Source organism: Microbacterium hydrocarbonoxydans, from assembly GCF_023715885.1.
GTDB lineage: Bacteria > Actinomycetota > Actinomycetes > Actinomycetales > Microbacteriaceae > Microbacterium > Microbacterium hydrocarbonoxydans_C.
The window spans coordinates 66,314-79,123 of sequence record NZ_JAMBOY010000001.1 but is presented as its reverse complement, the minus strand read 5'-3'; the positions used below and the strand labels follow the sequence as shown (position 1 = coordinate 79,123).

Here is a 12,810-nt window from a genome sequence, read left to right as displayed (position 1 = left end):
CGCGGCGCTCAGACGGTCGCGAGCGCCGGGGCCAGCGCGGAGGCGCCGGCCGTGATCGCGTCGAGTGCCCGGCGCAGCGACGAGCTTGACGTGTGCGCGGTGTACGGGAAGTACACGACCTCGACGCCGACCTCGGCGAACTCCCGCTCGAGGCGCAGGCCCTTGTCGGTGCCCCGCCAGTCGTCGCCCTTGAAGAAGTGCGTGAAGTGCACGTCGCGCCAAGAGTCCATCTTCGACGGGCTGGTCTCGACGTACACGTCGTCGACGAACGAGATGTGCTTGACGATCTCGGCGCGCTCCGCGGTCGGGATGACGGGCTCGATGCCCTTCACCTGACGCAGCATCTCGTCGCTGACCACCCCCGCGATCAGGATGTCGCAGTGCTGCTTGGCGTGACGAAGAAGGTTCAGATGCCCGACGTGAAACAGGTCGAAGGCACCAACGGCATAGCCGATGCGCGTCTGCATGATCTCCCCAGATCAAGTAGTTCCCCAGAGGGCGGATCCCCATCCGCCCAGCGACTCCCACAGCCGCATTCGTGCAGTGTAGCAGGTGGCCGTTTCACTGTGCACAGGAAGCCGTGGAACGATGGATGCCGCAGAGCGACGCCGTCGCGTCGAAGGGGGAGCCGGTGCATACAGCGGTCACAGTGATCGTGCCGACGTTCAACGAGCGCGACAACGTCGCGGAGCTCGTGGCACGCACCGCTGGCGCGCTCGCCGGGTGCGACGCCGAGATCGTGTTCGTCGACGACAGCTCCGACGACACCGCCGCCGAGGTCGCCCGGGTCGCCGCCGACGCCCCTCTGCCGGTGCGGGTCATCCACCGCGACGACAACACCGGTGGTCTGGGCGGGGCCGTGGTCGTGGGGCTCGGGGCCGCGGCACACGACCTGTGCATCGTGATGGACGGCGACCTGCAGCATCCGCCCGAGCTGCTCCCGGTGCTCCTGGCGCGGCATGCGGAGGGCGGGGCGGACGTCGTCGCGGCGTCACGATACGTCGGCGGCGGCGATACGAGCGGGCTGGGGACCGCGGTGCGCTTCGGCGTCTCGCGTGCCGCGACCTGGCTCACGCGCGCGATGTTCCCGATCCGTCTCTCGCGCAGCACCGACCCGATGACCGGGTTCTTCCTCGTCGACCGCAGCCGCCTCGACCTCTCGACGCTGAAGCCGCAGGGGTTCAAGATCCTGCTGGAGATCCTCGCTCGCACGGACCTGCGCATCGCCGAGGTGCCGATGGAGTTCGGCGAGCGTCGGCACGGCACGTCCAAGGCCAGCCTGCGCCAGGGCACCACCTTCATCGCGCACCTCGCCCGGCTGCGGTTCGGCAAGATGTCGCTGTTCGCCCTGATCGGCGCTATCGGAGCCGTCGCGAACCTCGGGATCATGTGGCTGCTGACCATCCTCGGCGTGCCCTACATCTGGGCCGCGATCATCGGGGCCGAGGCGACCATCATCGGCAACTTCCTGCTGCAGGAGCGCTTCGTCTTCGCCGACATGCGCACCGACGCCCGGGCGCTCGGACTCCGGTTCGCCGCGTCGTTCGGATTCAACAACGTCGAAGCGGCGCTGCGCATCCCGCTCATGGCGCTCATGGTGGAGACCTGGCACATCTCGAGCGTGCTCGCGACGGGGCTCTCGCTCATCGTCGCCTTCTTCGCGCGGTTCCTGTTCCACTCGCTCGTCGTCTACGCGCCGAGGCGGGCGAGGGGTGCCGACGCGGCATCCGAGCCGAAGCCGGATACCGCAACGCTGCGGGTGATCAGGGCGATCGACGCGGAGGCGATGAAGCCGGGCGAGCTCTAAGCGTTCACGGGCGTCCCATCCCGACGTAGGTCCACCCTGCGGCGCGCCACGCCGCGGCGTCGAGGCCGTTGCGGCCGTCGATCATAATCCTGCCCGTGGTGAGTGTCGCCGCGTGCTCGGGTGACAGGTTGCGGCGGTACTCGTCCCATTCCGTGACGAGGATCACCGCGTCTGCGTTGCGCAGCGCCTCGTCACGGTCCGCGACGTAGGTGAGTTGCGGATGCTGTCTGCGCGCGTTCTCGATGGCTTGCGGATCGGTCACTGTGACCTCGGCGCCGAGCCCGCGCAGGCGCACGGCGACATCGAGTGCCGGCGAGTCCCTGATGTCGTCACTGTGCGGCTTGAAGGCAGCTCCCAGCACAGTGACCCGTTTCCCCACGATGTCGTGATCGAGCGCGTCGAGAACGAGGGTCACCGCGCGTTCGCGACGCCGCAGGTTGATCGCGTCGACTTCACGCAGGAATCCGACGGATTCTCCTCGTCCGAGCTCCTCGGCGCGGGCGGCGAACGCCCGGATGTCTTTGGGCAGACAGCCGCCGCCGAACCCGATTCCGGCACCCAGAAATCGGCGTCCGATGCGCACGTCGTGTCCGATCGCGTCGGCGAGCTGGGTGACGTCCGCTCCCGTTGCCTCGGCGATCTCGGCCATCGCGTTGATGAACGAGATCTTCGTCGCGAGGAAAGCATTCGCCGCGACCTTCACGAGCTCCGCGGTGGCGAGGTCCGTCACGAGGAACGGCGTGCCCTTCGCCACCGCGGGGTGGTAGACCTCCCGGAGCACGTCTGCTGCGATCTCGCCCGACTCGTCCTGGGGGACCCCGACGACCAAACGGTCGGGGTCGATCGTGTCCTTCACCGCGAATCCCTCGCGCAGGAACTCCGGGTTCCACACGAGTGTCGCCCCCGTGCGCTCGACGAGCGGGGCGAGGTCGGCGGCAGTGCCCACGGGAACGGTGGACTTCCCGGCCACCACATCACCGGGGGACAGATAGGGCGCTAGCGCTTCGAATGCGCCGTTCACGTAGGTGAGATCGGCCGCGTAGCCGTCCTTCTGCTGCGGGGTGCCGACGCCGACGAAGTGAACCTTGGCGCCGCGTGCCTCGGACATGTCCGTGGTGAATCGGAGGTTTCCCGAGGCGATGCCCTGCTGGAGGATCTCAGGAAGGCCCGGTTCGAAGAACGGCGCCTCGCCGACCGAGAGCGCGGCGATCTTTCGTTCGTCGACGTCGATGCCCACGACCTCGTGGCCGATCGACGCCATGGCCGCGGCATGAACCGCTCCCAGATAGCCGCAGCCGATGACGGAAAGCTTCACGATGCTCCTTGGTGTTGGGCCGCCGTCTCTGCGGGGGCCGAGGTCGTGCCCTCGCCGGCGATGCGGAGGACGGTCTTGTTTGCGCGACGGGTTCGGCGACCGGATGGGCGCGCGATCGCGATAGCGCGCTGGAATGCAGCGAGGTGCCTGTCGCGCGATACCGACCATTCGCGCTCTGAGAGGTCGGGCCGACCCGCGCGCGCTGCCGATTCGTCGAGCGCTCGCCGCAACGTGTCAGCTGTCAGGTCGCCGTCGAACAGCAGCACCCAGCCGCGGCCGACCTCCTCGGCGAGCGCTCGGTTCACTTCGTTGTCCGGCACGAGCACCGGACGGTCCACCGACAGAGCCGCGAGCGCAGTGCCGCTATTGTGCATGTGCCGGTAGGGCAGCACGATGAGCTCCGCCTCGGTCATCGCGTGCACGAGCTCCTCGTCATCGAGGAAGCGGGGGTCGATGGTGACTCTAGGGTCGCCGTTCGACGCGTCGTGGAGCACAGCGACGAGCTCGGATGTCGACGGTTTGCCCGAGATGTGCAGCGACGCCGTCGGGTCATCGAGGCGCACGAATGCAGCGACGAGGTCCTCCACGCCCTTGTACCGCCGGATGAGGCCGACGTAGCCGAGCCGTCCCGACACCGCTGACCCTCCCGCGTGCGGAGCGAACCAGTCACGGTAGTGGCCGTGCGGGATCGTGACCCCGTCGATGCCGGCACGTGGCGGCGTCTGATCGTTGAGCCGGATGTCGAGTGTTGTCATCCGATCGATCCGATCCAGGACGCGGTTGTCGAAAGCGTTGATGTTCGTGGGGCGTTCGAGATTGTGCACGGTCCGAACGATCGGCACTCGGGTGAGGCGCCAGCGCAGGACGAGAAGTGACGTGACGGCTCTCCGCACGGAGCGTCCTCGCCAGTTATGACCGCCGACGAGAAGCTCCGGCCAGTGCAAGTGCACCGCGTCGTACCTGCCGAAAAGGGCGGCCGCCGGCCGGTAGGCGATCACATCGGCAACCTCGTTCAGCGAGTCGAACAACTGCGTGATGTACGGGTTCGTCGTGCTCTTGGGTTGCCGGAAGGACTCTAGGATGCGCAGACGGCGCGCGGCCCGAGCGGTCATGGATGCGTCCCCTGCGTCTGGATCGCGCGGTCGTACCATGCGGACACCAGGCCCGGGAGGCGTGCGATCGACCAGCGGTCGGTCGGGTGTCCGCCGATTTCGGCGGCCTCGTGAAGCTTCTCCACGAGGCTGGCGACGATGTCGCCGTCGAGGGCTGCGACGTGCCCGTTCGAGCCGGCAAGGGCGGGCGGACCTCCGAGCGGCAGGCACACCACCGGGCAGCCGATCGTGCTGGCCTCTGCCACGACCCAGCCCGCCTGGTCCCGCATCGAGGGGAACAGGAACACCTCGGCGCTCGCGATCGCCGACAGCACACGGTCGCGCGGCTGATGGCCGAGGAACCGCACGCGGCCGTCGAGTCCGAGCCTGCGGACCCTGGACTGTAGGCGTCTCTCCTCATAGCCTGCACCGTAGAGGTCGAGAGTCCAGTCGTCGGTGCGCGCGATCGCGTCGATGGCGAGGGAGGCGCCCTTGAGCGCGATGAGCCGCCCCGCGAACACTGCGCGGCGGGGGATGATCTCGTCTGACCGTGCCGGCAGCCTGTCTAGCGTCGCATTCGGTTCGACGACCACTGCGGCGTTCTTGCGACTGAAGTGGTCGGCCCCCTGCTGATTCTGCGCGACGACGAGTGCGGCGCGACGGGCGATGCGGTCACCTACGGCGGATCGCACCAAAGCGGTGAGCGAGCCCCTCAGCATCTCGGTGAGGGTGCCGCGGACGCCGAGCCAGCGCGACATCTTGAAGACGGGAGGCGTGCTGGCGCCGCCGACAGGACCCCACACGAGGGGGGCGTCGGCGAGTGCGGTGAGACCGCACGGCATCCAGTCGTTGGCGAAGGACACGTGGTGCAGCACATCGAAGTGGTGCTTCGCGTGGAGCTCAGTGGCCCGGCGGCCGAGTGCGCGCTGCCACAGCGCGTAGTACCAGTAGAGGTCCCAGGAGTGACGCTTCCGGTTGAGAAGTCGCGGTGCCAGGTCGAGGTAATGCACGTGCAACCGTGAGGCGAGGATAGGATCGGCCGCGAGTGCCGCGTCGATCGCATCGCGGAAGCGGTGGCGCGTGATGACCCGGACGTCGTGGTCGCGGGTCGCGGCGACCGCGAGTTCCCATCCCGCTCGCGCCTCCGGCTCGGCGACGGGCCCGCACGCATATCCGCCGATCAGCACACGTCTGCGTCTCGGCCCCTCAGGACGGACTCCCGAATCCATCAAGCTCCCCTACCTTGTTGGTCCCCATGGCTCGCGGCCTCCCCAGGCACCTGAACCTGTTGAATACTACTAAGTCATACCCGTCGACGCGGAAGAGCTTTCGGCTCTCCCGGTCACAGCCGGAGGGAAACGGATGCCGACGCGCCGCGAGAGGGCGATGGATGCCGTGTCTGTCGCGATCTGCATACCGACGTTCCGCAGGCCGGGCGACCTCTCGAGGCTGCTGGCGACGCTGCCTGAGGTCGTCGCATCCGCTCGGCTCGAGGAGCGGGCGGATGAGGTCGCGATCATCGTGATCGACAACGACGATGCAGAGAGCGCCCGCGCCGTCGTCGCGGCGTCGGGGCTAGACATCCGCTACGTCGTGGAGCGCGAGCGCGGGGTCGTCGCGGTGCGCAACCGCGCTCTCGACGAGGCATCGGGCAGCGATGTCATCGTCTTCATCGACGACGACGAGACCCCGGCCGAGCCTCGATGGCTGGCACGGCTACTCGCTGCGCGCTCTGAATTCGATGCCGACGTCGTCGCGGGCCCGGTGCGCACCATCACGGATGAGCCGCTGGATCCCTGGGTGGTGGCGGGCGGCTTCTTCGACCGCGCTCACCGCGCGGGACTGTCGACGGGGTCGTCCGTGACTCGCGCGGCCACCAACAATCTCCTCCTCGACCGTCGGTTCGTCGAGATGTCGGGCGTCCGCTTCGACCCGCGGTTCGCTCGCACCGGCGGAGAGGACTCGCTCTTCACCTCGCAGTTGCACAGTCGAGGAGCACGCATGGTGTGGTGCGCAGAGGCTACCGTGCTCGACCACCTCCCCGTCGAGCGGCGCACGCGTCTTCACGCCGTGGAGCGCACGGCAGGCATGGCGAACGCCGGGGTCAGGGTCGAGCTCGCGCTCGCCGATACCTCCGCGGGACGACTGATCGTTCGTGCCAGGGGCTTCGCTGCCGGTGCGGCGCACTGGCTCGCCGGAGCGGTCCGCGGTCTCGCGGGGGAGATCTTGCGAGCCGACGGCCTGAGGGCGACAGGTGCCAAGGCCCGCGCACGGGGACGCGGAAGTATCGCCGGGGCGGGCAACCGTACCCGGGAGCTATACGGTGGTGGCGGGATCCGTTAGCCGTCTGCGGCGCGGGGGTGGGCGTGGACAAGTCCGCGGACAGAGGGAGTGTGGGGCGGATGCAGGGGCAGTCGACGAGTTTCCGCGAGGCTTTCGCGAGCCTCAAGGCGGCGCAGAAGGGGCATGCGCGAGGCGCACCGGCTTACTCGGTGTACGTCAATCGGCGCATCGGGCGGGTGCTCGCCGCGTTCGCGCATACGCGCGGGTGGAGCCCGAATCAGGTCACGGCGATCAGCGCGGCGCACACGTTCGTCGGGATCGCGCTCATCGTCGCGCTACCGCCGTCGTGGTGGTCCGGCCTGCTGATCGGTGTGCTCCTCGCCCTCGGTTACGCCTGGGACTCCGCCGACGGCCAAGTCGCGCGGCTCCGTGGAGGCGGCAGCGTCGCCGGCGAATGGCTCGATCACTTCGTCGACGCCGCCAAGCTCTCTCTTCTGCACCTCGCGGTTCTCGTGGGGCTCTGGCTGCACACGCCGTTGCGGGACAACGCATGGCTTCTGGTTCCGCTGGTGTTCTCAGCCACCTCGACGGTCACCTTCTTCGGGATGCTCTTGAACGACCTTCTCAAGGCGTCGCGGAGCGTGGCATCCACGCACTCGCGCGGTGGCGGCACGCTGCTCAGGTCGACAGTCCTGCTGCCGACGGATTTCGGCGTGGTGTGTCTGATCTTCCTGCTCTGGGGCTGGACCGAGGGCTTCATCGTCCTGTACGCGCTGCTGGCGTTCGCGGCGCTCGCGTTCCTCGCGCTCGCGTCGGTGAAGTGGTTCCGCGAGATGAAGAGTCTCTGACGTGCGGATGCGTCTCGCCGTCGTCGTCGTCAACTACGCCTCGTCCGCGCTGTTGCGCCAGAATCTCGTGCGCACCTGCGCCTCCGTTGATCCCGATATCGTCGTGGTCGTCGACAACCTCTCCTCTGACGAAGAGCGCTCATCGGTTCGACTACTCGCCGAGTCAGCGCGCTGGCACCTGGTCGAGCCGTCCACGAACCTCGGGTTCGGCGGCGGGATGAATGCGGGTGTCGAGCGCGCGCTGGATCTCGGGGCGCAGGACCTGCTCCTGCTGAACCCCGATGCGACGATCACCCACGATGCCGTTCGCGCACTCCAGGACATCGTCGCCGAGTCGCGGTTCACGGTGGTGGCTCCGCGCATCGTCGACAGCGCCGGCGACGTTTGGTTCGACGGCGCGGACCTGTACCTCTCCGACGGCCGGACCATGGGCGCGAGCAAACGTGACCGGCGCCCGGACGAGGAGCGCTGGGAATGGTTGTCGGGCGCATGCCTTCTGATCCCGGCCGAGATCTGGCGCCGGACAGGAGGTTTCGACGACGAGTACTTCCTCTACTGGGAAGACGTCGATTTCTCACGTCGAGTGGTGGCGGCGGGAGGGACGCTGGTCGTCGCCCATGAGGCGACGGCGGTGCACGACGAGGGAGGGACTCAGGGACGCGATCCCTCCGATCGCGCGAAATCGTTCGGCTACTACTATTTCAACATCCGTAATCGGTTACTGTTCGCTGCCAAGCAGCTCGACGACGAAGGCGTCCGCCGGTGGCGGCGCGGAGCATGGAGATCCGCAAGGGAGGTTCTCCTGCGCGGAGGGCGTCGCCAGTTCCTTCGCCCGTGGGCGGCGCTTGTAGCCGCCTACCGCGGCGTCCGCGACGGTCGTCGCTTGTCGTTAGCGACGCGGGGGCGTAGGCGACAGCCTCAGTGACGAACCGTTCGGGCGACGGTAAGGTTCCGGAAGGGACGTCCCGCGTGGGATGACCGGCAGGGAGAGACGTGACGAGCGAAGAGACGACCGGTGGGGATCCTTCGAAGAACCGGAAGGTGTGGTGGCTCGTCGGCGCTGTGATAGTGGTCGTCGCCCTCGTCGTGGCGATCGGCCTGGCCACGGGTTGGGGCGCGAACTCCGACGGGGACTCCGAGCGAGGCGGTCGCCCGACGCCGCTTGCGAGCGATTCGAGCGCTGCAACTCCTGACCCCTCCGAGAGTGAGGCGTCGAACTCCGAGGACGGGGCACCAGCCCCCTCAGAACCCCGGCAGACCTCTGCGCCTGTGCCCTTGGACGGGACCGCCGAGCCTGCAGCGGGTATCCGGGTGACACTCGCGTCGATCACCGCGATCGAAGGACAGGCGTCCGTTCCTGGCGAAGTCGACGGGCCAGCCCTGCAGGTCACCGTGAACGTCGAGAACACCAACCACGAGGATGCGCTGACCGACACTCTCATCGTGAACGTGTACTACGGTCCCGATCGGACCCCCGCGAACATCCTCGTCAAACCGCGTAGAGACCTTCCGTTGTCCGTCGCTCCCCGCGAGACGGCGGAGGGCGTGTACGCCTTCAGTGTTCCAGCGGATGCTCACGGTCAGATCCTCGTCGAACTCGACTTGTCCCTCGATCTCCCGGTGATCCTGTTCGAGGGTGCCGTCGCCTGATCCGAACCTCGGAGTCCTGGCACGCGAACCCGAGCTTTACAAGAGGAAGTTCTGGCTCTAGAGTCAGTCCTGCACCGTTGGGGAATGGTGCATTCTTACTGGGGATTGGCCGCTCAGCGGCTATATGGCATTTGGGGATACGTCCATGCGCGCGAACAAGCCGTTCTGGAAGTCATTGGCAACCGTCGTCGTCGCGACATTCGTCGGAACGCTGCTTGCAGTCGTGCCGGTCACCGCGAATGCCGCGACCTGGGTGGATCAGCTCCCCCGGGAGGACTGGCCGGAGCCGGTCTCCGCTGACGCGCTGCCCACTGTCCAGATCGGCAACGGCGTGATCTGGGGCGTCAAGGTCTCAGGTAACGTCGCGTACGCGGTCGGCGAGTTCAGCACCGCCCGGCCCGCCGGTGCCGCTCCCGGCGTCAACGAGGTGCCCCGCAGCAACTTCCTGACCTTCGACGTCACGACCGGCGAGTTGCTGCCGTTCGCACCGACCTTCAATGCGGTCGTCAAAGACGTCGCTGTTACTCCCGACGGCACGAAGCTCGTCGCCGTGGGCAACTTCACGCAGGTCAACGGCCAGACCCGCAACCGCATCGCGGTGTTCGATCTGGCGACGGGGCAACTCGCCAGCCTTTCCAAGACACCGGAGCTCAACGGCCCTGCGAGTACCGTCGCGCTCACGAACACGGTTGCGTACGTCGGCGGCTACTTCAGTGCCGTGAACGGTGAGAGCAGCGCCCGGCTCGGGGCGATCCGTCTCACGAACGGAAACATCGTCGCAGCCTTCCGCACCCGATTCAACGACGCCGACGGCGTCCGCCAGCCGACCATCCCCGACAACCAGGTGCTCGCTCTCACGGTGAACAACGACGGTACGAAGGTTATGGCCGCCGGCAACTTCACCCGCGCCGCGTTCGCGAGCGGAACCGGCACCGCATACAGCGTCGCTAATGGTCGTGACGGCAATTCACAGGGCTACGGCATCGCGATGTTCGACGCGGCCGACGGCTCCCGTGCGATCACTCTCCCTGCGAACAGCGCCGTGCGCAACGCCGGCGGCAACGCGTGGATTTTCTCCCTGACCTCCGACAGCACCTCCGCCTACGGCACGGGTGGGCACTGGGGCAGCAACGGCACGATCGAGGGCGCCTTCTCCATCGACTGGACGAGCGGCAATCTCAACTGGATCGAGGACTGCCACGGTGACAACTACGACATCGCGTCCGTCGGCAATCTCGTGTACTCGGCGTCCCACCACCACTACTGCGGCAATTCCGGCGGATTCTCTCAGGTCGATCAAGGGGGCTGGACGTTCTATCACTCCACGGCCTGGACCAAGGCGGTATCCGGCACCAACACCTCCGATCCGTACGGCTACCCGGACCACCCCGGTACCCCTCACCCGCAGCTGACGTATTGGTTCCCGTACACACCGTCCGGCACCTACACCGGCAAGAACCAGGCTGTCTGGACGGTGGACGGCAATGAGCAGTATGTGGTCTACGGCGGCGAGTTCACGTCGGTGAACGGCGGGAATCAGCAGGGACTCGTCCGCTACACGGTCAAGTCCAACGCGCCGAACAAACAGGGCCCTCGCCCCTCTCAGGAGCAGGAACGAGAGGCGCACGACGCGAACCTGTCGTTCAGTGCATGGTGGGCGCCGAAGGTGAGTGCTGCCCTCCCTGGCGCTCTTCGCGCGTCCTTCCCCACGGTGTTCGATCGGGACGACACCGACCTCACGTACCGCCTGTACCTCGACACCGAGAACGCTTCGGGGCTCGTGAAGGAGTTCAAGCTCGACACGCCGTTCTGGCAATACAAGACATTGTCCGCGACGATCACGGGCCTCGCCGCAGGATCGTCCCATCAGGTCAGAGCCGTAGTGAGTGACCCGTACGGCAACACGTTCAAGTCGGACTGGGTCAGTGCGACCGTGGCGAGCGGGACGGCGTCGCCCTATCTGCAGAACGTCGCCACGGACGACATCGCCCACCTCTGGCGTCTCGGCGAGGCATCCGGCGCATCCGCCGATCTCATCGGCGGCTCCAATCTGAACCTCGATGGACGCATGACTCGGGGGCAGTCCGGTGCGGTCGCCAACGACGCGGACAAGGCGATCACTTTCAACACCAGCAGCAACGCGAGCCAGAACGACGGCAATGGCTACTCCACGGTGCGGGAGCAGGGTGCCAACACCTTCACGGTGGAGAGCTGGATCAAGACCACCACGACTAGCGGCGGCAAGATCATCGGCTTCGGCAGTTCGCAGACCGGAAACTCCGGATCGTACGACCGTCAGGTGTACATGTCCAACTCGGGGCAGATCTACTTCGGCGTGTACCCCGGCGAGGTGCGCACGATCAACACATCGCAGTCCTACCGTGATGGGCAATGGCACCACGTCGTCGCGACGCTGGGGGCTGACGGGATGAAGTTGTATGTCGATGGCGACCTGAAGGCGCAGCGCACCGACACGACGACCGCTCAGGGTTACCAAGGCTACTGGCGGATCGGGAACGACAACCTCGGGGGCTGGCCGAACGGTCCATCGAGCGTGCAGTTCGAAGGGTCGATCGACGAGGTCGCCGTGTACAACGAGGCTCTCTCGGCGCAACGTGTGAGCTCGCACTACGACGTGGGCACGACCGGCGCCATGCCGAATGTCGCGCCGACGGCGAGCATCGGTGCTCCGAGCGTCAACGGACTCGACGTCGCGTTTGCGGGAACGGGCGCAGACAGCGACGGCACGATCGGTTCCTACGCGTGGGACTTCGGGGACGGCACGACCGGTTCGGGCGCTTCGGTGTCGAAGTCGTACACCGCGGCCGGCACCTACACGGTGACCCTGACCGTGACCGACGACGACGGAGCGACGGGGTCCACCACGGCCCAGGTCACAGTGGCGCCTATTCCGAATCAGGCTCCGACCGCGCAGTTCGCCGCTCCCGCGTCGCAGGGTCTGACCGTGTCGGTCGATGGCTCCGCGTCGACCGACCCTGACGGCACCGTCGCATCGTACGCATGGGAGTTCGGCGACGGCGGCACTGCCACGACGGCTGCGGCGACGCATACGTACGGTGCGCCAGGGACCTACACGGTGAAGCTGACGGTGACCGATGATGACGGTGCGACGGCGACGAAGAACGCCCAGGTGACGGTGGCGCAGACCGTGGTGGGCCTCATCGCTTCCGACGCCTTCGACCGCACGGTCGCGAACGGCTGGGGAACGGCGGACCTCGGCGGCGCGTGGACGCTTCGGGGAACCGCGAGCCGCTTCTCGGTGAACGGAGGACTCGGCAAGATCGCTCTGCCGGCGTCCGCGGCGAACACGGTGTACGCCGACTTGAACGGAGTGTCGAGTACCAACACGCGCATCGATTCGGTCTTCAGCGTCGACTCGCTCGTCGAGGGACAGTACGTCGCGCTCGTTGGTCGTCGCGTTGGCACGACCAACTACATCGCTCGCCTGCGCATGCAGGCCGACGGCGGGGTCAAGCTCTATCTCCTACAAGACGGAGCGACTTCGATCGCACCGGCGCTGCAGGTTCCCGTGACGATCGTGCCCGGCGAGAAGTACGTCTTGAGCATGGAAGTCACAGGCACCAACCCGACGACAGTGAAGGCGAAGCTGTGGAAGCAGTCTGACGCAGAACCTGCGACGTGGCAGCGCGAAGGAACGAACTCGCTCGCCGCGCTGCAGGCCCCCGGTGCGATCTCGGTGTTCACCTACGTGCCCAGCACCACTGCCGGAGGTGGGGTATCGTTCGATTCAATCACCGTCAAGGACCCGACCGCCGGACAGTGACGGGGGAAGGA

Annotated in this window: 10 protein-coding genes; 6 read left to right on the top strand and 4 right to left on the bottom strand. The window is 67.1% G+C overall.

What is annotated here, in order from left to right:
* Window positions 1–8: 8 nt before the first annotated feature.
* On the bottom strand, window positions 9–467 hold the full coding sequence (locus M3195_RS00370) for an adenylyltransferase/cytidyltransferase family protein (protein ID WP_251584071.1): 459 nt from the start codon (window positions 465–467) through the stop codon (window positions 9–11).
* Between the two features lie 125 nt (window positions 468–592).
* Here M3195_RS00370 and M3195_RS00365 point away from each other — a divergent pair, with 125 nt between their 5' ends.
* On the top strand, window positions 593–1,807 hold the full coding sequence (locus M3195_RS00365; RefSeq protein ID WP_251584069.1) for a glycosyltransferase: 1,215 nt from the start codon (window positions 593–595) through the stop codon (window positions 1,805–1,807).
* Between the two features lie 4 nt (window positions 1,808–1,811).
* Here M3195_RS00365 and M3195_RS00360 read toward each other — a convergent pair whose 3' ends face one another.
* The 3 genes from M3195_RS00360 to M3195_RS00350 are packed head-to-tail and all read right to left on the bottom strand — an operon-like array spanning window position 1,812 to window position 5,442.
* A complete protein-coding gene (locus M3195_RS00360) occupies window positions 1,812–3,122 on the bottom strand; it encodes a UDP-glucose dehydrogenase family protein (RefSeq protein ID WP_251584067.1) in 1,311 nt (436 codons plus the stop codon).
* The gene (locus tag M3195_RS00355; protein WP_251584066.1) at window positions 3,119–4,234 is read right to left on the bottom strand and encodes a glycosyltransferase; all 1,116 of its coding nucleotides are present in this window, start codon (window positions 4,232–4,234) and stop codon (window positions 3,119–3,121) included. The genes M3195_RS00360 and M3195_RS00355 overlap by 4 nt, the downstream gene beginning before the upstream one ends.
* Window positions 4,231–5,442, bottom strand: coding sequence for a glycosyltransferase family 4 protein (locus tag M3195_RS00350; RefSeq protein WP_251584065.1), 1,212 nt, complete (start codon window positions 5,440–5,442; stop codon window positions 4,231–4,233). Before M3195_RS00350 ends, M3195_RS00355 begins: the two co-directional genes overlap by 4 nt.
* Before the next feature lie 133 nt (window positions 5,443–5,575).
* On the opposite strand from M3195_RS00350, the gene M3195_RS00345 reads away from it, so the two are divergent.
* The 5 genes from M3195_RS00345 (at window position 5,576) to M3195_RS00325 (ending at window position 12,799) form a co-directional block, all read left to right on the top strand.
* Entirely contained in the window at window positions 5,576–6,556 is a 981-nt protein-coding gene (locus M3195_RS00345) for a glycosyltransferase family 2 protein (RefSeq protein WP_251584064.1), read from the top strand.
* Window positions 6,557–6,615: 59 nt separating this feature from the next.
* On the top strand, window positions 6,616–7,344 hold the full coding sequence (locus tag M3195_RS00340; protein WP_251585309.1) for a CDP-alcohol phosphatidyltransferase family protein: 729 nt from the start codon (window positions 6,616–6,618) through the stop codon (window positions 7,342–7,344).
* Window positions 7,345–7,351: 7 nt separating this feature from the next.
* Window positions 7,352–8,269: a glycosyltransferase family 2 protein gene (locus M3195_RS00335; protein WP_251584062.1), complete on the top strand. Its 918-nt coding sequence runs from the start codon at window positions 7,352–7,354 to the stop codon at window positions 8,267–8,269.
* Between the two features lie 386 nt (window positions 8,270–8,655).
* Window positions 8,656–8,994: a hypothetical protein gene (locus tag M3195_RS00330; protein ID WP_251584060.1), complete on the top strand. Its 339-nt coding sequence runs from the start codon at window positions 8,656–8,658 to the stop codon at window positions 8,992–8,994.
* Between the two features lie 145 nt (window positions 8,995–9,139).
* Entirely contained in the window at window positions 9,140–12,799 is a 3,660-nt protein-coding gene (locus M3195_RS00325; RefSeq protein ID WP_251584058.1) for a PKD domain-containing protein, read from the top strand.
* The last annotated feature ends 11 nt before the right edge of the window (window positions 12,800–12,810 follow it).